This window comes from Fructilactobacillus sp. X2R1C1, from assembly GCF_059901435.1.
On sequence record NZ_JBWXUV010000001.1, the window covers coordinates 20,750 to 44,623 of the forward strand.

Sequence of the window (23,874 nt, forward strand, 5' to 3'; positions counted from 1 at the left end):
TATTTCAAGTATACCACTGAAAGAATCCTTCACAACGAATAATTCGAACGCCTCCTCAATTACTAAAATTCTGAATTACATTAGGCAAATCATTAAGTTACCACAAATTTTATCATTCGTTTTTCTTTGAATCAATTAAGTTGGCTAGCTAATATTGTTCGTTTTTTGTGAAAATAAAAACGTCAATCATTTTTGACTGACGTTATTATTATTTATTTTTTAGCCCTAACCCGCTGCAAAGTATTATTTGATAGCAGGTATAAATATTCGTCTTTAACTGGTTTACCCAAGATATCTGATAAAGCAATCCCATAGATATTTACCTGACCACGATACTGGTAAATGATATTATCGACACTCGCATCCGGCTTCTTCGGATTAACGAAATCGGTCTTGTAATCAAACAGAACGGGTCCCTCGTCTAAATCAAGATAACCATCAATAATTCCGTGGACCAACAACTTTTGTTCCGAATCATTTTCAAACTCTGAGAAGATTTGGTCGGCCGAAACCAGCAGTGAAAACGGAACTTCCCGATGAAGTTGATCGGGATGAGCCTTAATTAGTTTGCCTAGGTCACTTTGATAAAACTCGACAACCGAATCAACGTTGACCTTTTTGGCAACCTCCGGCGTAATTAACTTATCATTAATCAGCTGCGCCAAGAGTTCTGAAACCGTCTCGTGATTAACTGGTTCTTTGACGTTAATCTTCTGCAAAATCAAATGCGTTGCCGTTCCAATCTCCATCGAGTTGGGTTGTCCGACTGATTGCATGAACTGCGGCTGCATAAACGTTGAGTTATTGTATCGCGTTCGCCTTAAAATCATGTTACGACTTTCGGCGACACTTCCCAGCTGAATGTTGTCCGGATCATCAAACAATCGTTTGATTTCCGAAACGGACTGATAGGCCGTGGTGGTAGTGGCTGCTTTGTATGGATATTTGAACCCCATAATCTGCTTAATTTGTGATTGATCAATTTGATCAGCTGGAAGTTCCTGTTCCTCTGTGGCCGACTTTGTTTCGATCGTCCCAGGTTGCTTCAAATCCTTCGCCGTCACAAATTCGACCTTAAAGTTCGTCGGATCCTTCGCCAAAACGTGGGTGGCGTCAACTTTTCCCCGGTCCTGATAGTAGTTTGGGTGACGAGCAAGGGCCGCCCCAATCCAGTCCATAAAGTTATTCGCACTACTTCTCGTGGACTGATTTAAGACCAAGTCTGAACTCTGATAGGCACGCTCCCACTTCTTGGTCTCGTCTTCGACCGACTTTTTGTTCTTAACAATCCCAGTAATGTAGAGTTGCTGCTCAGCCCGCGTCAGCGCAACGTACAACTGCCGCATCTCTTCGGCTAGCATACTGTTGTACTCTAAATCATTAATGGCCACGTACTGCAAACTGGGCAACAGTTCATGCTTTTTTTGATCTAAGTATTTAACCCCAATTCCCAATTTATTATTGAAAATGTAGTTTCCCCGGCTGTCAGAATTATTGAACTGTTTGGTAGCGTCCATCAAAAAGACCACCGGAAATTCCAGCCCTTTGCTACCGTGAATCGTCATGACGTGAACCGAGTCGGTTTCAACTTCTGCAGGTGCCTCCGCTAAATCGTCGTCTTTGTCCTGCAGTCGTTTCACAAACTGCACGAAGGCAAATAAGCCCTTAAAACTACTCTTTTCGTATTCAGCGGCTCGTTCGTATAAAGCGTGCAGGTTAGCCTGACGTTTCTTCCCGGCTGGCATCCCACCAACGTAGTCCAAGAAACCAGTCACACTGTAAATGTGCCAGATCAAGTCCGAAAGTTCATGCTTTGTCGCAAAGTCCTTAAAATCATTCAGTTGGTCCAAGAACAACTGCACTTTTTTGGAAACCAAATTACCAAATTCGGTTGGTTCCTGTGTCGGATAGTTGTGGTAGAAATCAAGAAGCGACGTGAAATAGTCACCAGTCTTATGGTTAATTCGCAGATAAGCCATCTCATTTTCATCCATTCCCACGATTGGCGAACGCAGGACCGCCGCGAGCGGAATATCTTGATAGGGATTATCAATAATCTGTAAGAGTGACATCATAATCTGAACTTCAGTGGTTTTAAAGTAGCTCTCGCCACCATCAATTGAAAGTGGGATCTGTTTTTGGGCAAATTCCTTGGAAATATCTAAATTGTTCTTCCGGGTTGGTTCCAAGATGGCAATATCACCGTAACGAATGTCACGCATCTCGTGCGTGGCCTTGTCGTAGATTTGCATCTTCTTTTTCATTAAGTCCTGGATTTGATCGGCCACCATTTTAACCTGACCTTCAGAACTACTGTCTGGTTCAAGGGTCAGATCGTCGTCATCATGGTCTGAATCATCAACGTACATCATGATATTGGCGTTTGATTGAACGTCATCACCGTAGTAAGTGGCCCCGTACTTCAACTTGGCGTTGCCGGTATAGTTCATTTCACCAAGACCCCGATCCATGATTTGAGAAAAGACTAAGTTGGTAAAGTCATCGACGTTTTTGGCCGAACGGAAATTATCAGCCAAAACAACCGCCGTATCCGGATTATCGGATTCTTGATAATCGTCTAGTTTTTCCAGAAACATCCCAGGATCCGCCAACCGGAAACGATAAATCGACTGCTTGACGTCTCCTACCATAAACATGTTCTCATGTTTCGGATTCTTCATGGCGTTTAAAATGGCGTCTTGAAGACGATTATTATCCTGATACTCATCAACCATGATTTCATTAAAGTAGTTCTGAAACTGATGTTGAATTTCAGGACTGTCCTTGCTGTTCCCAGTTAAAATGTTTAACGCAAAGTGTTCAATATCAATAAATTCGTAGGCGTGCTTTTGTTTTTTGACTTCAGCATAGCGCGTCGAAAACGTCTTAACGACGTCCACTAACTTGTTAACGATGGTTTCAGAATGATGAATCACATCCAGATTGTCAGCTTGTTTGGCAAAAAAGTACCGATTGGTAAGGTTCTTTTTGATCGTATCATCAGCATTTTTACGCAGTTCCATGGCTCGTTTCTTGAATTCTTTTTGGGAATCATCCACCTTTTTCCGAGACATGGTTCCCAGTTTAAAATCATGAAATACATCATAGAGGGCATCCCAGTCCGCCGTTTTCAACCGATCGTAAATCTGATTCAACTTTTTAATGTCGGATTCAACCAAATCGGCCCGATCAGACATGGCACCGTTTAAAAATTCCTGACGGGACTGTTCAAGTAAACTAAGAGCCTGCTTCATTTTGTTTTGAAGTTCTGGGAGGAGGTACTTCTGGTAAAACGCACTCCGAGTTATACTACCGTCCATCTGGTACAAACCTGAAAGCTTATCTAACCACGCCACTGGATCTCGATCAACGTTTGCGAAATCATAAAGTCCCAGAACCACGTCGGTTAAACCGTCGTCACCCCGATCACTTGAAAAATTGCGGGTTAATCTGGCAAATGACCCATCCTCATCGTCTCCGTACAGGTCTTCGCGCACGTCTTCCCAAACGGTATCCCGGAGCATCTCCAGCTCCGTTCGGTCGGCCAAAATCCGAAAGTTGGGATCTAGGTCAATGGCGTAGTAGTACTTCTGGACCAACCACTGACAAAAAGCATCCATCGTTGAAATGTGGGCCACTGACAACTTCCGAATTTGTTTGACCAAGTTTCGTTTTTGTGCATTGTCACTGATCTGATTAATTTGATCCTGGAGACCTTTTTTAATGCGGTCCTGCATCTCCTTAGCAGCGGCCTTCGTGAACGTCACAATCAATAGATGATCGACGTCAACGCCGTGTTCGACCTTATTTAGGACTCGTTGAACCAGCACTCGGGTTTTTCCCGAGCCAGCCGAGGCCGACACTAGCGCATTCCCCGGGAACTTTTCCGTAATAGCTTTTTCTTGTTCGGGGGTAAAATTCATACTATTGTTCGCCATTATCACGTGCCTCCTTTCTTAAGAAGTCAATCACGTCCTTGTTGTTCCCCATGTCCTTAACAATGCGATAATTATTTTCAGTTAATAATGGGTCAAACTGCATCACCGGTTTATAGGGAGAATAAATAATCTTGGATTGGTCTTTATACTGAGACGGTTCCAATTTAATGTTTCCGGCAAAAATCTGCTTACCGGCATTCTTAATCCGATCCTCAGTCCGTTTCAGTAGAAGGTCCAAGTCACGTGGTTCAACAATGCTGGTCTTGACCGCATTACTGTATAAATCACCCTTACTGGTAAACTGATATGGATAAATATTACCGGCATCGTCAACGTTATTGACCATGTCTTTTAACATACCGTCGTTATTAACCAAGAGGCCCGTGTACTTATGAGCCTTCATCAATGCAGCTTCCAGCTGCTTCGGATCATCAAAATTCTTGACGTCCTGCGGCTTCAAAATCGGGTCAAAGATGTGCATGTAAAGCGCTCCCGCTAACTTCACCTTGTCAGTAGTAGACAGCTTGTCCTGATTTTGTAGCACCGCATCAAGGTAAGTCATCATCTGCATCCGCGTTCCGTCATAGGCTTCCGATAAATCAATCTTCTTTTCACCGGATTTATAGTCGACCACCCCGAGATACTCAGTCCCATCAATGAACATCTGGTCAATCCGGTCAATTCGGCCCCGCACGTTCACCGAGTGTTGACTGCCTAAATCAAAGTTCAGACCGTCAATGCCATTCGGTTTTCCGGGTTCACCAAAGATGACCTCGGTGTTTTTCGGTCGCATTCTGGTGTAATGGGACTGGTCTCTAAGTGCCGTCGCCATCTGGATCACCGTCTGGATTAACTGCTTAGCAATGTACTCCATCCGGTTGGAACTCTTCAGGATTTCGTACTGCAGGTTCGGGTCGTTTTCAATAATGGTATCAGTGATTTCAGTTACCATGTTTTTAATCTGTTCGTTGGTTAACTTAGTAATGTCAATGTGTTTGGCATTAATCTTCTTGACCAACTCATCAAGGGACTCGTGGTAGAACGTTCCCGTACTGCTGGGGTCAAGATTAAACTCGTCTCGTTCTCTTAGTCGTAAGCCATACTTCAAAAAGTATTCGTACGGATCATAGTAGAATTCTTCTAGCTTAGAAATGGAGGTATTAATCGTGTTCCCGTACAGCCCCGTCACAATTTGTGGCTTCAAAGAAGCTGGCACGTTCTCATACTTCAGACTACCAAGTAACTTCTGCGTGATGGTCCGCATCGTTGGGTCATTTTCAAGGTTCGCTTTAATCTGATTCCAAGCTGGACTCAATTTTTTACCACTAACCTTAGCATCGAGTGCGGCCTTGACCAAGAACTTTAAGGTGGCACGCTTGGAACCAATGAACTGCCGAACATCGTTAGAATCAGATGCTGGCGTCCCACTTACATGTTGCTCTTTTAGGTTAAAGTGATCCCTAATTCTGGCGACGTACGGTGAGATGGACTGAGTCACGTCTTCCTTTCCGCCACCCAAGTTGTACGAAAAGACCAATTTATCAGATGGGGTCATGAAGGCTAAATAATTTAAGTAGGGTTCGTTGACCATCTGGGTCTCACTGTTGTCATTTAAATACTGGTCATCAGTAAAGTGATCGTTCATCTGGTCACGATCAGCGTCGTTAAAAAGACTATTGTTTTCAATCGTGGCTGGCATGCTATTGTCGTCAGCTCCCATTACAAAGGTCACTTTTTTATCGTTCAATTGGACTAGTCCGGTTTCAGAGATTGTGACCTGATCCAAGGTTGATGGAATCTGGGAGTACGAAGCCCCTTCAAAACCAGCCTTTAAGAGGTCCAGGAAGGTGTCCATTTCAAAGGGATGATCACCCAAAAAAGTAACAAAGTCGTCCAGTAAACCGCACAGTGTGTTCCAAACTTGTTCCGACTGACCAGCTTCCTGTAGGTCACCACGTTCAGTGGCATGATCCTGCCAGTGTTTTAGTTCATTAATTACACCATTTTTATCCAAAAATTGGTACAGCAGGTTGGCAGCATCTTTCCCCGTCTTGGCCTTCGCCATTTTCTTATAAAATGGTGGTAACGTTTCTTTTACAAAGTGGCGAATGACGTTGATGTCAGTGGAGATTTCCTTATTTCGATTTGACACAATCCCCGTATCGTTGTCAGAAACAGTGGCGTACTCCCAGTCTTCGTCCTGAGTCCAACATTTCCCCTCGTAGCCATTTTTTAGGACTAAATTTTCACACAACGAAAGACAGCGACGGTAACGATCAATGTTCATCGGCTTTCCGTCTTTATCTTTTGGTAGTAGTAATTCTGACTTTAGTAATCGCATCACATCGTCGTAGCGGTAATTCCGTTTCCGATCGGTACGATAGATGGAAAACAACGCGTCAATTAGTTCCACTAGGGGATGATTATCCATGTGTTTCTGAATGTCCACGAAATACGGAATTTGTTGCATCTGAAAAATGGGATCAATGACGTTTTGATACTTGTCCAAATGTCTGGTAACCACCATGAAATCGGAGTAACGAAAGCGTCCCGTGGCAACCATCTGACGAATCATGGTCGCAATGTTCATCAACTCGTCATAATTGGAATCAGCCCGAAAAAGTTCGAGGTCCGAGTTGCCATTCGTGTTCGGCGAAATTGGGGAGCCCACTTGACTACTTGAAATCCAGTAGTCTTCCAGTTCTTTAATTCCGTCACTACAACGGTAGTCGCCCGCGTACTGATCGGTCATGATTTTGACCCCACTTGCCTTAGCGTACTGGTACAACTGATTGTATAGTCTTCCCGAACGCAAAAAGAAGGCCGAGTTATCGGGCATTTCATTTGGATACGAACGGTCCAAGTTGAGGTCAATCGTAATGTCTTTGGCCTTATCAATCAACGTTTTAACGATATCTAGTTCCGAAGCGGAAAACTGCGAGAAACCACTGATGTAAAAATGCATCTGGGACAAGTCGGTGTTCAGTAGGTACTGGTTTAACATTGTCAAAGTCTGTGAGCTGTAGACATATTTTCCGTCCGTTTTTTTCAAGAATTCGCGATAAATCACACTAATGTCTTTCAGTTTCCCCTGTAACTCGGGATTAATCGTTCCAGGATCAAGATCAGCAATCTTATCCAACGTATCGGGGTCAATCTTGCCCTGCTGCAGTTCGTTAATCTGATCAGCCACCTGCGAAATAAATCCTGGTTGAGCTCCCTCGCCCTTAAATACGGATAATTGTTCCTGTTGATTTTCAATAATCTGGAAAATGATCATGTTGATGGCATCTTTTGAAAGCCGAGGTAGTTGGTACTCCTTACTGTTGCCGAGAAAATACCACATCAATCGTGAAAAGGAAAAGACCTGGACCCGTATCTCAGCAAACGTGCTCTGCTGCTTATGATTCAATTGTTTCAGCGTCCCTAGTTCGGACTCAAACTTGATGTGATTCGGTACCAAATAAAAATAAGCATCATTTGGATGCTGGTGCATGGACTGATCAAGATCGCCGACCACTTTTTTAAAATGATCGTTACTGGCTTTGCCTAAAACAAATTGTAGTGCCATTATGCTTTCCTTTCTGAACGCTCCTCAATGAGTGCTTGTGACTGATTGATAAATTTCTCGTTCACGATTGCGTCAATTACAAAATGTGCAACCGTTTCATGGGAAACGTCTCCAACCGGAACGGACTTTCCCTCATCAATCGTATGACCATCGTTGTGTTTGGTATTAACTACGTTAACCAGGCGAAAAACGGTGTATGGAATTTCTGATTCATCAATTACTTTTATGGCGTACTGCTGCTGCTTTAAAAATTCGGAAACATCTTCAACCCCGGGATAATCCAGTTCCCCGTCAACTTCTTTGTCAATGCCTGCTACCGAAAGAAAAATAACTCGTTCTAGTTGAAGGCGGTGCGAATAAATCACGGAAAACAACGCTTCCATGTCCAAATCGACGTCCATCGGTCCCAGAAAAGAAACCACGATATCAACATCCTTTAAGTGTCCCTGATACGTCCGTTCCTTAGTAAAATCGCCCGCGGTAATCTCAAAAACCTGAAATTTATTACTTCTATTAAAATAGTTAAAGACCATTTGTTCGGCCGGAGTATTTCCTAATAATAAAATCTTCTTCATCTCTAAAACTCCATTCATACTCTAATTCTAACAAACATGTCAACGGACGTTAATGCACGATTTTTGCCTTGTAATTAGTATCGTTCGTGATTTGACACATTTTAACTTTGTGTTATCCTATTATCGTAATTCGTTTTTGAAAAACCGAATATTAATTTGATAGGAGTTGTGGAAATGGCTAATCGAATTGCCTCGTTTTTTCACTTTCAGGAATTAGGAACTAACTTCACCCGTGAAACGGTTGCGGGAGTTACGACCTTTGTTTCCATGGTGTACATTTTATTCGTAAACCCGAACGTTTTGGGTGCTGCAGGAATGGATAAAGGTGCCGTTTTTACGGCAACGGCCCTCGCCTCTGCCTTTGGCTGTTTCCTAATGGGAATCATCGCAAACTATCCGTTTGCATTATCCGCCAGTCTGGGGCTCAACGCCTTCTTTGCGTACTCCGTATGTATTGGGATGAAGATTCCATGGCAGACCGCACTAGCCGGCGTGTTTGTTGCCTCCATTCTTTTCGTCATCTTGACCTTGCTCAAGTTGCGAGAAAAGATCATCGATTCGATTCCATCTGACTTAAAGTCAGCCATTGCTGGTGGGATTGGCCTGTTCATTGCCTTTTTAGGGTTAAACAATGGTGGACTAGTGGTTGCCAACAAGTCCACGCTGGTTGGCCTCGGTTCGTTCAGTAACCCACTCACTTTACTGACGGTAGCCGGTTTAGTCATCACTTTGTTCTTGATGGCCGCTAACGTCCCAGCCTCAATCTTCATTGGGATGGTTGCTTCAGCCATAATTGGAGTCCTTTTCGGATTAATCAAAATGCCCACTGGAATCGTCTCGGCAGTTCCAAGCATTAAATCCACTTTTCTAGTAGGATTATTCAACGTTGACAAAATCAACACGCCGCAGTTAATCGTTGTCGTGCTGACGTTCCTTTTGGTAACCTTCTTTGATACCGCCGGAACGTTAGTTGGATTAGCCGAACAGGCTGGTTACATGAAAAACAATAAAATTCCACGAATCGGCCGTGCTTTAGGTGCCGACTCCGTTACCATGCTGGTTGGTTCACTTCTTGGAACTTCGCCAATGGGTGCCTACGTCGAATCTTCAGCTGGCATCGCAGTTGGTGGTCGTTCTGGTTTTACCGTCATTGTGACCGGAATTCTGTTCTTGTTAGCAATGTTCTTCTCGCCACTATTGACCGTTATTACTAGTCAGGTGACCGCTCCCGCACTGATTATCGTTGGAATCTTGATGGCCAAGTCACTTGGAAACATTCACTGGAACAAGTTTGAAGTGGCAGCCCCAGCCTTTCTGATCGCAATTGGAATGCCACTAACGTACAGTATCTCTGACGGAATTGCACTTGGTTTCATCGCCTATCCGATTACCATGATTGCCGCTAAACGCGGCAAGGAAGTCGGTTGGATGATGTATTCGTTAGCAATTATCTTCCTAGTCTTCTTGTGGATACTAAACATTAAATAACAAAAAGTCCCAAAATGAATTTAAAAGTTCATTTTGGGACTTTTTTAAGAAATGGTAATACTAAGTTTTTTACCTAACGCCGTCGCAATTTTTGAAAGCGTCTTTACACTAACGTTATCACCCTTCTCAACGCGGTTAACAGTTGACTGAGGAATTCTAGCCTTTTTAGCAAGTTCTCTTTGAAAATATCCCGCATCTTTCCGTGCTTTCATAACTGAAACAGCACCTTCTAATTTGCCTTCTTCTTTTTGAACCCCACTCTTAAAGCCGGGTTCTTTTTTATCTCTATCTAAGACATACTTTCTAAGACATACTTTTCTAACTTATTCATTATATTCCCCCCTTATCAAGTATATATTTATTTTTTGTTCTTTTCCCACTTGCAAGATTTTTGTATCTTTTTCGTAAATATATAGGTAAATCATTTTTTCAAAACAATTAAGCCAATTTCATTGTAACCGCTTCCGAATGGATTATACTCAAGGTGAGATCCGAGTTAGCTAACTGATTCTCATAGTTATTTGGTCACTAAAGTTTAATTCAAGTTTATTTATAATAAGGGAGAGTTATTATGGCATACAAGACTGTAAATCCATTTAACAACGAAACAATTAAGACTTATCCAAACGCTACCGACGCAGAATTAGAGCAGGTGCTTAAAACTGACGAGGCTCTTTATCAAAGTACTAAAAAACAAGACATCAAAGAACGAGCTAAAATCCTTCACAACGTTGCTAAAGCTTTGCGTGACAACAAGGACGATCTAGCTAAAACCGCCACCATTGAAATGGGAAAGTTATTCCGCGAATCCCAAGGTGAAGTTGAGCTTTGCGCAATTATTGCGGATTGGTTCGCCGATCATAGTGAAGAATTACTTCAACCAAAGGCCATTTCATCAATTGTAACTGGTGAGGCCGAGGTTCACTACCATGCCCTTGGAACACTTGTAATGGTTGAACCTTGGAACTTCCCTTATTACCAAATTATGCGAGTCTTCGCTCCCAACTTTATGGTCGGAAACCCAATGATTTTAAAGGATGCTTCAAACATCCCAGACTCAGCTCAATCATTTGCGGACGTCATCAGAAAGGCTGGGGCACCAAAGGGCGCTTTAACCAATATGTTCCTATCATACGACCAAGTCACAAAAGCCATCGAAGACAAACGGGTTCAAGGAGTAGCACTAACTGGCTCCGAACGAGGTGGATCTTCAGTCGCTGAGGCTGCTGGTAAGAACCTCAAGAAAAACTCAATGGAACTGGGTGGAATGGATCCATTCCTGATTCTAGATGACGCTGATTTAGACAAAGCGGAAGACATTGCTTGGCGGGTTCGTCTCTATAACGACGGTCAGGTCTGCTGCTCTGACAAACGTTTCATCGTCATGGACAACGTCTACGACAAGTTTGTTGAGAAATTAAAGGAAGACTTCAGTAAGGTTAAAATGGGCGATCCAATGGACCCATCCACAACGCTTGCTCCAATGAATTCCAAGAAGGCTAAGGACAAACTTCAATCCCAAGTTGATGCCACCATTAAAGCCGGCGCTAAGGTAGTCTATGGCAATGAACCAGTTGATCTCCCAGGTCAATTCTTCATGCCAACCATTCTTACCGACATCGACAAGTCTAACCCTGGTTACACCACTGAATTCTTTGGTCCAGTTGCTTCGGTCTACAAGGCCCACAGTGAACAAGAAGCCATTGATCTTGCAAACGACAACCCTTATGGACTAGGTGGAATCGTCTTCTCTGGCGATCCCCAACACGGCGCCAAGGTTGCCGACCAGATTGAAACCGGGATGGTCTTTGTTAACAACTTCCTCGCTTCCCTTCCAGCATTACCATTCGGTGGTGTGAAGGGCTCTGGCTACGGAAGAGAAATGAGTGACATTGGTCAAATGGCCTTCGTCAATCAGCAATTGATCGTTACCGCTCAAGAACCAGATATGCATAACCTGGCAGGTGCACTGGTTGCCACTGACCCAGAAAAATAACCCAAAACAAAAATGAACATCATTGATGTCCATTTCCCCGATACAAAAGACACTAGACGAAATCGTCTAGTGTCTTTTGTTATTTTTATAGAATTGGTGACAACAAACGGCTAAAGTGCTGCTTGAAGTTTAACCACCATGACTCTGATTCAAACATCTTTGTTGTTTGAAGGGTACTATTCTTCAAGTCCTCTTCAAAAATTGCTCCCATTTGTTTTCCAAATGCTTCATCATAGGTAAACGAATTAATCTCGAAGTTTAGTTTAAAACTACGATAATCCATGTTAGCGGACCCAACTGAGACAATTTTATCATCAACTACCACCGTTTTAGCGTGCATAAAGCCGTTATTGTAGTAGTAGACTTTGACCCCCAGTTTGGTTAACTGCCGTGCATAGTACTGGGTGGCACGGTATACGAACGGATGATCTGGCATGTCTGGCACGATGATTTGGACGTCAACGCCCGACATGGACGCAATCTTCAGGGCGTCTAAGACCGATGGGTCAGGGATTAAATATGGCGTAGTAATCTGGACCTTGTGTTTGGCCATTTCAATCATCTTAATGTAGCCAATCTTAATCTGTTCCATACTGGTATCAGGACCGCTGGAAACAATCTGCATCACCGCTTCGCCGTCGGTATGAATGATTGGATAGTACTTCTTGATCATTTCTGGGTTGTTGGGATTAATTTGGAGTTTCCCATCAGTGGCGTTCCAATCCAAAATAAACTGGGACTGGAGTCCATAAATGGCGTTTCCGTGAATTCGAATTGAACAGTCCTGCCAATTCCCAAACTTCTTACTCCAACCCATGTACTGGTCGCCGATGTTAAAGCCACCGACGTAAGCATGCTCACCATCAATCACTAAAATCTTGTGGTGATCTCGAAAGTTAACCCGAAAATCAAAGAAATTAGAATGGGTGTGTAGAAAGGGGTAAGCATGGCCACCCGCTTCAAACAGCGGTTTAAAGAATTTCTGCGTGGTCCCCATCGAACCCCATGAGTCATAGATGACCCGGACGTCAACGCCCTCTTTGGCCTTCTCAACCAATGCCGCTAAGACCTTTTTACCAATTTTATCAGCATAAAAAGTATAGAATTCAAGGTTAATGGAACTTTTCGCGTTCTTAATGTCAGAAAACATCTGATCCATCAACTTATCACCATTAGTGAAAACATCAATCTTGTTGTTGTCATAGAGTGGGGACGTATCAGAATTCATAAACATGCGAACCATGTTAGCCGACTCCCACGCAATCTGTTTCGATGGTGTGTCAGCATCTTTCGGCTTTTTAAGCATTGCTTTTTCTTCACTAAGTTCATGTCTCACGTGTTTTTTCACGCTACCCTTTAACCGGAAGAACTTACTCTTAGGTAGTTTTCTCCCAAAGAAAGCGTAAATAATGAAACCTAGTAATGGTAGAAATACCAGTACTAAAAGCCATGCCCACGTTGCGGCGATGTCTCGGGGTTGCCTGAACACGGTAATAATCGCAAAAATCGCATTACCGATGACGATAATGTGCCAAATTAACATCCAATCAATTGCCATTGTAGATCCTCCTAGGTTTTATACGTCTATAATACATAATTTTAAAAGACTTTGCTTACTTTTTTGCTAACGATGGATTAAAATGATATGTACTTCGCATGAAATAGCAGGTGATGAAAATGAATTCTTACTTTGTCCTTGGACTACATGGTGTACACAGTTTTTCGATTCTTCATCGATTAGTCAACGCCCTGATTGCCAATCCGCAGGTCGCAACCGTGGTCTTTGCCGCCATAGTAATCGCGATCTTAGTTTATCAATTGTTTTTGAAAAAATAAAAGTGTTTCATAGTTGGCGATTAGTAAACATCGTTCACAACTACGGAACACTTTTTATTATTTGTTCATTTATATCGATAATGATGATTAATTGTACTCTGAACACGTTGATTAATGATTAACAAGAATGCCAAACTGGAGAAAAGCAGTATTAGCATCGGAAAGTAATCGATGGGGAGACTAATTAGTACCAAAGATAACGATCCAAATATCATAAATTCAACGACGTACAATCCAATTTTTAAAAACCACTTCATCTTACTCTCCCACCTATTCTACTGCTTGTTTAATAATTATTGATGCAAATTATACAAGCAATATAAATCGGTGTCTACCGCTTAGTAGCGGTGTTTTGGAATTTTAACCCGCTGTTAAATGGATTGTAATAGTGTATAATGTCACAAACACTTTTTTCATGTCAAAACAACGAATGTAAATCTAAAAAAGAGGTAACCTACTGTGAAACGAACTTACGTTAAAACCAAAAATGGAATATTTACGTGTTTTTACCAATAACATTTTGTGATCAATAACTGTCCTAGCTATGCATCCCAATAACGATTCATTAAAGTATGAAGCCATTGTACGGGCAGCTGTATATCAATGCGACTGCCTTTTTTTATAATTATATATTATCATACGGAATAAAATAAGCCATAAAAAAACACCCTTCCCATCGGAAGAGTGTTAAATTAATTTTTATTGTAATGAATCCCATGGATCCAACTTGATTGGAGTCTTCTTCAAGACCTCTTTTTGAGTGTGTTTTAGATAACTCTTCTTAACAACCACTTCGTAAACGAAGTCCTGCATCCATTCGTCGGTCATTGCGAAGTAACCATCGTCTCCAACCTTCTTGCCCCAACTGTTTTCAACTTTCCACTTCGTTGGAACGTCGTTGATTAAATCAACACCAGCCAACGTCATGGCGTGAGAAACTTCAGCTTCGTGATACTTGAGACGTTCAGCCTTGGTCATGGTTATATCAACCCCGAATAAGGCGGATTGATGATAAAGTTTACTGTCTAAGTAACCCTTTTGTCGGTTCATTTGATGCAAGACGTCATTTCCAAACCAAACGGTCTCGCCATCTTTAAGTTGCTTAATGGCGGCTTCCTTCAGTTCGTCCATTGGAGCGTTCAAGAACTCAATTGGCATGCCACCCTCAACGTTGTTTTGACTTGGAAGAGAATACATCTCATCCATCTTCTTATCAGGTGAGTTGGTTAAAACGACGTAATCGTTTAAGTCAACGCCAATGTACTTGTCGTAAAACTGTTTGGGAGTCAAACCTTGATCCAAATGATATTTCTTATCGTCATCACGATATTCAAGGTCAAAGGTCTTTGGTGGAACACCAAATGAATAAGCGGTCATGCGGTAGACCTCTGTCATCATCTTCTGTTTCATTTGGTTGATATCATCGTCTGAGGCATCAGAATTAACCAAGTCTCTGAGGACCATCCCGTCGTGACGTAACTTTCGATCCATCACTTCATCATAATCAGTGGTGTCATCAGTCACAGCGGTTTCTGGAAAGGCCTCTTTTGGCATCACGCCGTACTTTTGAACCAGTGCCGCGGCCATGGCCCATTGACCACCGTCTTCACCTGGCATACTCAAATAAAAATCAACATCCCGGTCACTCGTTTTACGATCGGCCAGTGCAATCATCCGGTCGTAAAACATGTTAGCCCGTTCAATCTTGTCCCAGAAGAACAGGTAGTTTTGGGATAACTCAAAGTCTTTCTTGTTATACTTAACCGCAAATTTGTGTCTCAAAGTATTTAACAATGAAAATAGCCAACAGCGGCCACTGTGTTTCTGATTAGAAACCGTTCCCGTATCAATGTCAATTGAAAAGGTGCGGTTTAAGCGGACTGCGGTCTTAGGATCTTCAGAAGCTTTATCAATCCCGTTGGTCATGATGGCCCGTGAGATCACTTCATTTTTTGGTTGCACTTCCAGATCGGCCTGCATTTGATCAACGTCATCTGGTGTAATTGGGTGGTTAAATTCTGTCATTATTTTTGTCCTTTCTTTCGATTAATTAGTTAATTGTAATTCTAAGTCTCAACTAATCGTTTTACAAGCGAAGGGACTAAAAATTAGGATTCGTCATCCGCATCAGCTCGGGACCACGGTTGACCAGTAGCATGCCCTTCCCGTTTTCAAACGACAGTCCCTCAAACTCGCGGTGACCGTCAGTAATAATCGTCCGGATGTCGCTGGTCTTGAGGTGGCCTAACTTATTGACCGGAATTCGCATGACCCCACCATTAGAAACGAGGTAAAGGTTATTATTCTGACCGTTATACGCCAGTGACTGAGGCACAATGCCGGGAGCGTGTCGGATTAACTGCGGAATTAGTTTGAACTTAGCTCCCCGTTCGTTAATCTGGCCGCGATAAATCTTGACGGCTCCCCTTGGAGCGATTCCATGATGAGTAATGCTGTAAAAATACGCCCGACCAGTTTTATCAAAGGCGAGGACCATGCCCATTGGAACCTTACCAGGAATGGTCGACTGAGCCCGTGCTCTGACTTTTTGTTCTGGCTTTAAGGTGTCCATGTTCAGACGTTGGACAACCGGCTTAAACCCATTCTGTTTGATAAACCACATCTGTTTATTCTTAGGGTTATAGGCCATCGACTGCCCGTGCCCCGTGTGAAAGACGGGCCCAACCTTGATGGCGGCCAATTCGGTCTTACTATGACGAAACTTTCCCATATAGCCTGGCAGGTCAAATCCCAATTCGTTTAGTTTTTTCAAATCATAACGCACCACGAACCCGGTGTTGGAGCCACCGTAGAAGGTGTACATAACGTACGCATACTGTCCGTGTAGCACCACACTCTGTGGATTACGCATCAACCGGTGATTGCGGTCGTTCAAACGCGCGTATCTACTGGTATAAGTAGGTAAAAAGTACTGGGTAACAAAGTCAGAATGACCGTCACCCCGAATCGTATGTAAAGTGTTCGGATAGTTCTCATTTGGTTTATAGGCCGATTCGTATGGATAATAGCCCCGTGAGTAATCCTTGTTGTCAACTACCTGATAGGCGTGTGCTTGTTTTGATGATTGGGTCTCATTTTGATTTGATTTCATAAATTCTAAAAGGTAAAAAATGACGACTACTCCAACAAAAAGCAGACACATCACAAATAAAAGCTTCTTCATCAATCCCTTCATATAATCCCCCAAAAATTAATTTAAATAAAAAGCTCATCATATTTATGATGAGCTTTTTATTGATTTAATATCCTAATTCATTAATATTATACCGCTTTTGCTTGGTGGTACTCCATGGGAAGGTCTTGACAACCCCAACGACCTTCTTCTTTGGAACAAAGCCCCAGTAACGACTGTCATTTGAGACACTGCGGTGGTCACCTAAAACGAAGTACTCTCCCTTTGGCACTTTGACAGCCCCCTTATTCTTAGGCCAGTTCTTGGATAAACTAGTTAGATCCCAGTCACCAGGCATCCGGTTGTAGTAAGTTCCCTGTTGCTGCTGACTCTTACTGATGTAATCCTGGTTAACCTTCTTGTTGTTAACGTAGATACTGCCACCCTTAAAGGCAACAGTATCACCAGGAAGTCCAATCACCCGCTTAACGTAGTCGGTGTTCGGGGCAGCAGTGGGATCCTCCCCTGCCGCATTAAATACAACGACACTTCGATGCTTAATCTTAGCCTGTCTGAAGACCATGATCCGTTCCCCATTTTCAAGGTTCGGCTGCATCGACGGTCCATCAACCTTGGCCAGCGTAAATAGGTATTGTCTGATTATTAAGGCTAGGATCAGTCCAATCACAATCGGAATCACCCAACTCATGACGCTCTTAAAAAATTTCATTTCAGATTCTCCTCAATCATTATGTATAATTTTATTCTATCACTAATGATTTGTCAGGGATGAAATCCATCCCGAAAATTTCCTTTATATATTTAGTAAGTATACCTTATAATAGCAATTAGTGCGTCATTGATCGCAAATTTTTTACTAGGGATGAAAAAATGGAAACAAAGAAAAGTTATGTCATTTGGTTAGCGGTCTTACTTGGGATCGTGAGCGCAACTGGTCCACTCTCAATGGACCTATACATGCCAGCGCTCCCACAGATGATGGCAACGTTTCACACCAACGCCTCCATGATGCAACTAAGCATCACTGCTTGTCTGATTGGCCTGGCGGTTGGACAAGTCATCATCGGCCCCTTAAGTGACCATTATGGTAGAAAACCACTACTAATCATCGGTTTTGTCCTATTTAGTGTCTCATCTGCAATGATCGCGTTCATTCCCAACGTTTACGCGCTCATTAGTTTACGACTAGTTCAGGGAATTGCCGGGGCAACTGGTCAGGTCATTTCTAGAGCCGTCGCTCGTGACATGTTTTCAGGAAAAATCCTGACCCGTTTCTATTCGTTATTAACCGCTGTTAACGGCATCTTCCCAATCATTGCTCCCATCTTTGGTGGTTTAATCATCAAAATTACCAACTGGCAGGGAATCTTTCTCATCTTAGGGGTGATCGGAATCGTCATCGTTTTCATGTGCCTCTTTGGCATCCCTGAAACTTTGACGCCCGAAAACCGCAGCACCGGTTCCCTTTTTCAATCAGAAGTGCAGATGTTTTACCTACTAAAGGATCCCAAGTTTCTCCGCCTGGTGCTCGCAACCGGACTGGTTTACGGGTCGCTATTTAGCTATATTTCTTCCTCTTCCTTTGTCTTTCAGAGTCAGTTCCATATGTCAGTCACCGAATTTAGCTTCTTATACGCCATAAACGGAATTGCCATTGGGATTGGTAGTGCGTTGCCGGGTCGTTTGGTAATGAAAACCGACTCCATCACCCTATTAAAATGGTTCATTAAGGCCACCATCATCACTAGTTTTATCCTAATTCTCAGTGCCATCTGGTTTAAAAACCTGTTAGTGGTTATTATCCTAGTCTTCATCATTCTCATCTTTATCGGTGCCATGCTGACGTTATCCACGACCGTCGCCATGAACGCTGCCAGTAAGAACGCCGGTAGTGCCTCTGCTCTCGTGGGTCTAACGCAAAACGCCATGGGTGGAATTGTTTCGCCACTCGTTGGTATCATGGGTGAAAATACGTATTTACCAATGGGACTCATCATTTTAATTGCCATGATTCTGATTAACTTATTGTTGGTCAGACCAAAAACTGTGAGAAAATAAAGCTAATAATTAATTTTTTCTGCAGGTTTTCAGCACCCTTAAGTACACAAAGACTATCAAATCAACATTTTTGCCATATCTTTTCTGCAGGTTTTCTGCAGATTTATTCTATCAGTAAGGAGAACACCCCATGCTCACCACCAAAAACAAACGCTTCGACTCCTTCTCACTTGTAGTCGGACTCTACTTTTTATTTGTTGCGTTCCTCCTATTTATCCGACCAATTGGCTCTTTAATCACCATTATGGCACTTGGAACCCTACTAGCCGGAATCTATCGCTACGTTCTGTACTACGAGTTGTCCAACTATTTCAATGTGATTAATAAGACCCTGATAGTAACGGGAACGATTGAACTCGTAATCAGTATCATCTTGTTTTTTCATCAATTCTTGAACTTTCACGTGGTCCTGATCTTAATATTTGCCTGGATAATCGTGGACTCCCTCACCGAACTTTTAACGGTCAGATTCATTCCTAAAGTTCGGAAGTGGTACCACGCAGTCGTGATTGGCCTCGGGATGTTGGGCATCATCGTTTCAGTGGCCCTCACCATTCTGTCATTTGTCTCCACCTCAGAAATGGTCATCTTATTGGCCTTGTTCTTCGTCGCCGATGGCATCGTCATTGCCGTTCGAGCATTTTAGGGAGTGAATTAATGATCGAAATTATTTTCAGCTCAATCGTGGCTTATTTTTCAACCAATCTGGATTACTTACTCGTCTTGGTCCTTTTGTTAGGAGCATACAGGAATCCCAAGTTAGTCCTAACCGGTGACTTAATTGGAACGGTAGGATTAACTACCCTACCGATGGCGATTGCACGGATTCTCGGGGCTGTTCCCCAGATGTGGATTCTCGGCCTTCTTGGGATCTTCCCTATTTTATTTGGAATTAAGGAACTGTTTCCACCAAAGCCGCACTCAAGTAGTGACATCAGTACCAGTAATGGATCGAAATTCAAAATTGTGATGAAAGTCGTGGCGATTACCATTACCGCGTGTGGTGCTGATAACGTCGCCGTCTTCATCCCTATCTTCATTCGCAAAACTAACTTAGAACTACTCCTAGCACTCATCACCATGCTCATCATGGCGGTCATCTTTTTCTTCTGTGCCATCCTCATTGAGGACAATAAACCGATTAAAAATCTGTTAGGAAAATACGGTCGTTACCTGTCATCAATCGTGTACATTCTTCTAGGAATCTCCGTTTTAATTCAAAACGGCACGATTGCCCATTTCTTTCATTAATTAACAAAAAGGCATCCTAGTGGGATGCATTTTTCTTTTGTTTTATAACTCGTCTCATGAATTGATCCTTCTGGTCAAACACGGTCTCATTCATAAAACCACTCGGACCGTGGGGAACACCGTCAACAATGTGAACCTCAACGTTCGGTTTGCCAATGAACTTGATGAGTTCGGCCGCCATGTTAATCGTTTGAACGTAAGGAACAACGCGGTCACCGGTTCCCGCGTACAGAAGTGCCGGAACCATTGCTTCATTTAGGTACGTCACCGGATTGGCCTCGGCAACTAAATCAGGAACGTCAATCGGTCGGTGAAATCCCATCATGGCACCCTCAAAAGAGTCGGCGTCACCGGTTTCATAAAAATTGGGCTTTTGACCGAGCGCCTCAAACTCCGGCTTTAAAAGGTCCATTTCGTACAATCCGTACGAAGAAATCACGCCATCAACCTGACTCGAGTAGTCAAAGTTACTACCAAAATCACTTTCAAGGTGGCCACTGGCTTCAGAAGCTGCCAGTAACATCGCTAATTGAGCCCCTGATGATTCACCCATCATGAAAACTGCGTTACTATCAAAGTGATAACTATCAGCGTGAGCTTTCACGAAGCGCACCACGGCTTTTAATTCGTAGATTGCGGTGGGAAATGGTTTCATGTAACTAAGCGAATAATTGGGGCTGACAACCGCGTAACCGCGCTTTAACAGTTCCAAAGCACCGTTTAATTTAAAAGAACTCTTCTGTCCGAAGTACATCCCACCGCCATGTACATCAATGATGACCGGGTAACGGTCACGCTTTTCGTTTGGGAGGTAAACGTCAAGTTTGTGTCGTTTGCCTTCCGCATAGGCCACATCGATGAACTTGCGGTCCACGAAGTCAGAATCGGCAGCCGAAAATTTATGTTCACGTTCAATGAATTTAACCATTTTAAGACTCCTTTGAAGTAGTTAATTTTATGATAATTCAAAAGCAGAAGGGCGGCAATTATTCCTACTTAATCGTGATGGTTTCGCCCTGACTCAGGTTAAATTAATTTATTTTACAAAAGTCAGTTTTTTCTATTGCTTTTTTAAAAAAAGAGGCTAAAATCAGTCCACGGTTGTTTAGAAGCACATTCTAAACGATATTTGGAAAAAGGGGTGAGAAACATTGGATAACAAAATTCTAACTGACGATGATTACGCCAAAATGTCATTGTCAGATCTCACTAGCACGCTAGACACATCGAGCACCAAAGGTCTAACTACCAGCGAGGCCAAACAAAAGTTACAAAAAAACGGAGCCAACGTCATCAAGAAAGGTAAGCAGGAATCGGTTTTAATCGCCTTCCTTAAAAACTTCACTTCACTAATGGCCATGCTGCTGTGGGTCAGTGGTGTGATTGCCATTCTGGCGGGAACCGTCGACCTTGGAATCGCAATTTGGACGGTCAACATTATTAATGGCCTCTTCTCATTTTGGGAGGAACATGCGGCCAAAAAGGCCACTGACGCCCTAAGTAATCTACTACCAACCTACGTCAACGTCATTAGAAACGGGAAATCAATTCAAATCAACGCTGACGGGATTGTCCCCGGCGACTTACTGCAACTGCAAGCCGGTAACGCCATCCCAGTTGATGGAGTCGTGGTCCACTCTTCATCACTACAGGTGGACGAATCCGCTCTAACCGGTGAATCACTTCCGGTTGATAAGAACAATAAGTACCAACATGGTGACGGAAAGTTTGCCATCAGTAACGTGGTCTACGCTGGGACCGTTGTCACTAACGGAACGGCGACCGTCTTAGCCGTTAAGACCGGGATGAACACCGAATTTGGTAAGATTGCCAGCCTGACGCAAAACCAGAAGAAGACGGACTCACCACTTACTAAGGAATTGAACCGTTTGACCCGTCAAATTTCCATTATTGCTTTTGCGATTGGAATTACGTTCTTTATCCTGGCAATTTACTTTGTTCATTACCCGCTTGCCAAGTCGTTTATCTTCGCACTGGGAATGATCGTGGCCTTCATCCCGGAGGGACTCCTTCCGACCGTCACGTTGTCTCTAGCCCATGGCACCCAGGTCATGGCCAAACGCCACGCCCTTTTAAAAGACTTAGACAGCGTTGAGACCCTGGGTGAAACCAACGTAATCTGTTCTGATAAGACCGGAACGCTGACCCAAAATCAGATGACGGTCAACCACGTTTGGCTTCCAGACAAGGAGTACACCGTTACCGGAACGGGGTATTTCAACAACGGCAAAATCCAGTTCAACGGCAAAGATGTCAATCTCGCTGACGAACCGGATTTGGACCTTTTGTTAAAGATTGCCCTATTAAATAATGACACGGCCATTAAGTACGATCAGGACAACAAGAAAGCTCCGTCAATTTTAGGAACTCCAACCGAAGCGGGATTGAACATCTTGACCGACAAAGCTGGTTTAAACCGCGATGACGCGGCCAAACAAACTCCGAGGCTGAAAGAACTCCCATTTGATGCTAATCGGCGGCGCATGACCACGATTCAAAAAGCGTCGTCAGATGGAGATAACGTCATTTACACCAAGGGTGCCCTTGATAACATCCTTTCAATTTGTGACAAAATCCTCGTAAACGGTCAGGTGCGCCCCATCACCGCAACTGATAAGGAAAAGATTAACCAGGCCAATGCCGATTACGCTAGACAAGGCCTGCGTTCACTCGCTTTTGCCTACCGCGATGACGACACCGATGATCCGAAACAAGCCACGATTGACAACACTGAAAAGAGCCTTGTGTTTGTTGGTCTAGCCGTCATGTCCGATCCCCCACGAGAGGAAATCTTCGACGCGGTTAAGAAGTGTAATAGTGCCGACATTCGAATCATCATGGTCACCGGAGACAGTTCTTTAACTGCCAAGAGCGTTGCTGTCCAAATCGGCATTACCTCTAACAGGGCAAGGGTCATCACCGGGGAAGAATTGACTAAGATGTCAGACGATCAACTTCAAGAAGCCGTCAAGGGTGAAGTCATCTTTGCCAGGGTGGCTCCGGAAGACAAGTATCGCATCGTCTCTATGTGTCAAAAAAACGGTGACGTGGTTGCCGCTACTGGTGACGGTGTCAACGATGCCCCAGCATTAAAGAAGGCCAACATCGGGATCGCCATGGGGGTTAACGGAACCGACGTTGCCAAGGATGCCGCCGACATGATTTTAACCGACGACAACTTTGCCTCCATCGTTTCTGCCATTGAAGAAGGTCGAACCGTCTACAGCAATATCCAGAAGTTCCTCCTCTACATTTTGAACAGTAATATGGCCGAAGCCTTTCCATCAATTCTGTTCCTAATCTCTAACGGTGCCATTCCACTCCCACTGACGGTTATGGAAATTTTAACCGTTGACCTGGGGACTGATCTCCTGCCAGCTCTGGGACTTGGAACCGAAAAGAGTGAACCGGGAATCATGAAACGGCCACCACGTTCAAGAAGCTCGCACCTGTTAAACAAAGGACTTATTATCAAAGCGTTTGGTTGGTACGGACTATTTGCGTCTATCTTGTCAACTGGCGGTTACTTCTTTGCCAACTACCAACACGGTTGGCCCAAGATTCCGCTAGCTGGCAGTGGCACATTTTACGCCGAAGCCACTACCATGACGCTAGCTACCATCGGCTTCTGTCAAATCGCTGCCGTCCTTAACTGTCGAACCGATTCGACTTCCCTATTTAAAATTGGGATCTTTAGTAACCACCGCATCATGTGGGGCATCGCCTTTCAGATTGTCTTAATCACCCTCCTAATCTACGTTCCGTTCCTTCAAAGTGTCTTTGGAACCGCCGCAATTGGTGTCAGTGACTGGATCTATCTGATTGCCATCCCAATTCCACTGGTTCTAATTGATGAGGTCAGAAAGTACTTCGTAAGACGACACATTCACAACAAGTTCAACCAACACATGTCTCACCTACAAAAACTAGAAAAAGCCCTATAAAATTAAAAGAGGATGCTGAACGAATTGTTCAACATCCCTTTT

General features: G+C 43.4%; 17 protein-coding genes. 7 read left to right on the forward strand and 10 right to left on the reverse strand.

All coding sequences use genetic code 11. From position 1 onward, the window contains the following. Nucleotides 1–212: 212 nt before the first annotated feature. The 3 genes from addA to AC6UDG_RS00110 are packed head-to-tail and all read right to left on the reverse strand — an operon-like array spanning nt 213 to nt 8,084. Nucleotides 213–3,938, reverse strand: coding sequence for a helicase-exonuclease AddAB subunit AddA (gene addA / locus AC6UDG_RS00100; protein ID WP_500706032.1), 3,726 nt, complete (start codon nt 3,936–3,938; stop codon nt 213–215). Continuing rightward, entirely contained in the window at nt 3,925–7,509 is a 3,585-nt protein-coding gene (locus AC6UDG_RS00105) for a PD-(D/E)XK nuclease family protein (protein WP_500706033.1), read from the reverse strand. Before AC6UDG_RS00105 ends, addA begins: the two co-directional genes overlap by 14 nt. Continuing rightward, entirely contained in the window at nt 7,509–8,084 is a 576-nt protein-coding gene (locus AC6UDG_RS00110) for an NAD(P)H-binding protein (RefSeq protein ID WP_500706034.1), read from the reverse strand. The genes AC6UDG_RS00105 and AC6UDG_RS00110 overlap by 1 nt, the downstream gene beginning before the upstream one ends. A 174-nt stretch (nt 8,085–8,258) precedes the next feature. Here AC6UDG_RS00110 and AC6UDG_RS00115 point away from each other — a divergent pair, with 174 nt between their 5' ends. Then, complete coding sequence (locus AC6UDG_RS00115; RefSeq protein WP_500699749.1) at nt 8,259–9,572, forward strand: NCS2 family permease; 1,314 nt, start codon at nt 8,259–8,261, stop codon at nt 9,570–9,572. Nucleotides 9,573–9,616: 44 nt separating this feature from the next. Here AC6UDG_RS00115 and AC6UDG_RS00120 read toward each other — a convergent pair whose 3' ends face one another. Then, a complete protein-coding gene (locus tag AC6UDG_RS00120) occupies nt 9,617–9,784 on the reverse strand; it encodes a helix-turn-helix domain-containing protein (protein WP_500696201.1) in 168 nt (55 codons plus the stop codon). A 359-nt stretch (nt 9,785–10,143) separates the two neighbouring features. On the opposite strand from AC6UDG_RS00120, the gene AC6UDG_RS00125 reads away from it, so the two are divergent. Next, a complete protein-coding gene (locus AC6UDG_RS00125) occupies nt 10,144–11,568 on the forward strand; it encodes an NAD-dependent succinate-semialdehyde dehydrogenase (protein ID WP_500699747.1) in 1,425 nt (474 codons plus the stop codon). Between the two features lie 85 nt (nt 11,569–11,653). Here the strand turns inward: AC6UDG_RS00125 and cls are convergent, their stop codons facing one another. Then, nucleotides 11,654–13,126, reverse strand: a complete 1,473-nt coding sequence (gene cls, locus AC6UDG_RS00130; protein WP_500706035.1) for a cardiolipin synthase — start codon at nt 13,124–13,126, stop codon at nt 11,654–11,656. 119 nt (nt 13,127–13,245) lie between these two features. Between cls and AC6UDG_RS00135 the strand changes: the two genes are divergently transcribed. After that, the gene (locus AC6UDG_RS00135; RefSeq protein ID WP_500694255.1) at nt 13,246–13,404 is read left to right on the forward strand and encodes a hypothetical protein; all 159 of its coding nucleotides are present in this window, start codon (nt 13,246–13,248) and stop codon (nt 13,402–13,404) included. A 65-nt stretch (nt 13,405–13,469) separates the two neighbouring features. Here AC6UDG_RS00135 and AC6UDG_RS00140 read toward each other — a convergent pair whose 3' ends face one another. The 4 genes from AC6UDG_RS00140 to lepB all read right to left on the reverse strand — a co-directional run bounded on the left by AC6UDG_RS00140 (nt 13,470) and on the right by lepB (nt 17,267). Next, nucleotides 13,470–13,661 (reverse strand): hypothetical protein, encoded by a 192-nt coding sequence (locus AC6UDG_RS00140; protein WP_500694254.1) that lies wholly within the window; start codon nt 13,659–13,661, stop codon nt 13,470–13,472. 442 nt (nt 13,662–14,103) lie between these two features. Beyond that, a complete protein-coding gene (locus tag AC6UDG_RS00145) occupies nt 14,104–15,429 on the reverse strand; it encodes a C1 family peptidase (RefSeq protein ID WP_500706036.1) in 1,326 nt (441 codons plus the stop codon). 76 nt (nt 15,430–15,505) lie between these two features. Beyond that, nucleotides 15,506–16,600, reverse strand: a complete 1,095-nt coding sequence (locus AC6UDG_RS00150) for a hypothetical protein (protein ID WP_500706037.1) — start codon at nt 16,598–16,600, stop codon at nt 15,506–15,508. Nucleotides 16,601–16,664: 64 nt separating this feature from the next. After that, nucleotides 16,665–17,267 carry a signal peptidase I gene (gene lepB / locus AC6UDG_RS00155; protein ID WP_500699744.1) on the reverse strand — a complete coding sequence of 201 codons (603 nt, stop codon included), beginning with the start codon at nt 17,265–17,267 and terminating at the stop codon, nt 16,665–16,667. A gap of 161 nt (nt 17,268–17,428) precedes the next feature. Between lepB and AC6UDG_RS00160 the strand changes: the two genes are divergently transcribed. From AC6UDG_RS00160 to AC6UDG_RS00170, 3 genes are all read left to right on the forward strand, one after another. Then, nucleotides 17,429–18,616, forward strand: a complete 1,188-nt coding sequence (locus tag AC6UDG_RS00160; RefSeq protein ID WP_500706038.1) for a multidrug effflux MFS transporter — start codon at nt 17,429–17,431, stop codon at nt 18,614–18,616. Between the two features lie 130 nt (nt 18,617–18,746). Next, a complete protein-coding gene (locus AC6UDG_RS00165; protein ID WP_500695900.1) occupies nt 18,747–19,262 on the forward strand; it encodes a hypothetical protein in 516 nt (171 codons plus the stop codon). Between the two features lie 11 nt (nt 19,263–19,273). Beyond that, nucleotides 19,274–19,867: a cadmium resistance transporter gene (locus tag AC6UDG_RS00170; RefSeq protein ID WP_500706039.1), complete on the forward strand. Its 594-nt coding sequence runs from the start codon at nt 19,274–19,276 to the stop codon at nt 19,865–19,867. A 16-nt stretch (nt 19,868–19,883) separates the two neighbouring features. On the opposite strand, the gene AC6UDG_RS00175 is transcribed toward AC6UDG_RS00170, so the two are convergent. Next, complete coding sequence (locus tag AC6UDG_RS00175) at nt 19,884–20,795, reverse strand: alpha/beta hydrolase fold domain-containing protein (protein WP_500706040.1); 912 nt, start codon at nt 20,793–20,795, stop codon at nt 19,884–19,886. 262 nt (nt 20,796–21,057) lie between these two features. On the opposite strand from AC6UDG_RS00175, the gene AC6UDG_RS00180 reads away from it, so the two are divergent. Beyond that, a complete protein-coding gene (locus AC6UDG_RS00180; RefSeq protein ID WP_500706338.1) occupies nt 21,058–23,832 on the forward strand; it encodes a cation-translocating P-type ATPase in 2,775 nt (924 codons plus the stop codon). Nucleotides 23,833–23,874: the final 42 nt, after the last annotated feature.

What these genes read in the sequence shown, in the direction of transcription:
- AC6UDG_RS00105 (WP_500706033.1), bottom strand. Translation starts at nt 7,509, where the DNA reads ATGGCACTACAATTTGTTTTAGGCAAAGCCAGTAACGATCATTTTAAA.
- AC6UDG_RS00115 (WP_500699749.1), top strand. Translation starts at nt 8,259, where the DNA reads ATGGCTAATCGAATTGCCTCGTTTTTTCACTTTCAGGAATTAGGAACT.
- AC6UDG_RS00125 (WP_500699747.1), top strand. Translation starts at nt 10,144, where the DNA reads ATGGCATACAAGACTGTAAATCCATTTAACAACGAAACAATTAAGACT.
- AC6UDG_RS00145 (WP_500706036.1), bottom strand. Translation starts at nt 15,429, where the DNA reads ATGACAGAATTTAACCACCCAATTACACCAGATGACGTTGATCAAATG.
- AC6UDG_RS00160 (WP_500706038.1), top strand. Translation starts at nt 17,429, where the DNA reads ATGGAAACAAAGAAAAGTTATGTCATTTGGTTAGCGGTCTTACTTGGG.
- AC6UDG_RS00150 (WP_500706037.1), bottom strand. Translation starts at nt 16,600, where the DNA reads ATGAAGGGATTGATGAAGAAGCTTTTATTTGTGATGTGTCTGCTTTTT.
- AC6UDG_RS00110 (WP_500706034.1), bottom strand. Translation starts at nt 8,084, where the DNA reads ATGAAGAAGATTTTATTATTAGGAAATACTCCGGCCGAACAAATGGTC.
- AC6UDG_RS00165 (WP_500695900.1), top strand. Translation starts at nt 18,747, where the DNA reads ATGCTCACCACCAAAAACAAACGCTTCGACTCCTTCTCACTTGTAGTC.
- AC6UDG_RS00135 (WP_500694255.1), top strand. Translation starts at nt 13,246, where the DNA reads ATGAATTCTTACTTTGTCCTTGGACTACATGGTGTACACAGTTTTTCG.
- lepB (WP_500699744.1), bottom strand. Translation starts at nt 17,267, where the DNA reads ATGAAATTTTTTAAGAGCGTCATGAGTTGGGTGATTCCGATTGTGATT.
- AC6UDG_RS00120 (WP_500696201.1), bottom strand. Translation starts at nt 9,784, where the DNA reads ATGAAAGCACGGAAAGATGCGGGATATTTTCAAAGAGAACTTGCTAAA.
- AC6UDG_RS00180 (WP_500706338.1), top strand. Translation starts at nt 21,058, where the DNA reads ATGTCATTGTCAGATCTCACTAGCACGCTAGACACATCGAGCACCAAA.
- AC6UDG_RS00140 (WP_500694254.1), bottom strand. Translation starts at nt 13,661, where the DNA reads ATGAAGTGGTTTTTAAAAATTGGATTGTACGTCGTTGAATTTATGATA.
- addA (WP_500706032.1), bottom strand. Translation starts at nt 3,938, where the DNA reads ATGGCGAACAATAGTATGAATTTTACCCCCGAACAAGAAAAAGCTATT.
- AC6UDG_RS00170 (WP_500706039.1), top strand. Translation starts at nt 19,274, where the DNA reads ATGATCGAAATTATTTTCAGCTCAATCGTGGCTTATTTTTCAACCAAT.
- cls (WP_500706035.1), bottom strand. Translation starts at nt 13,126, where the DNA reads ATGGCAATTGATTGGATGTTAATTTGGCACATTATCGTCATCGGTAAT.
- AC6UDG_RS00175 (WP_500706040.1), bottom strand. Translation starts at nt 20,795, where the DNA reads ATGGTTAAATTCATTGAACGTGAACATAAATTTTCGGCTGCCGATTCT.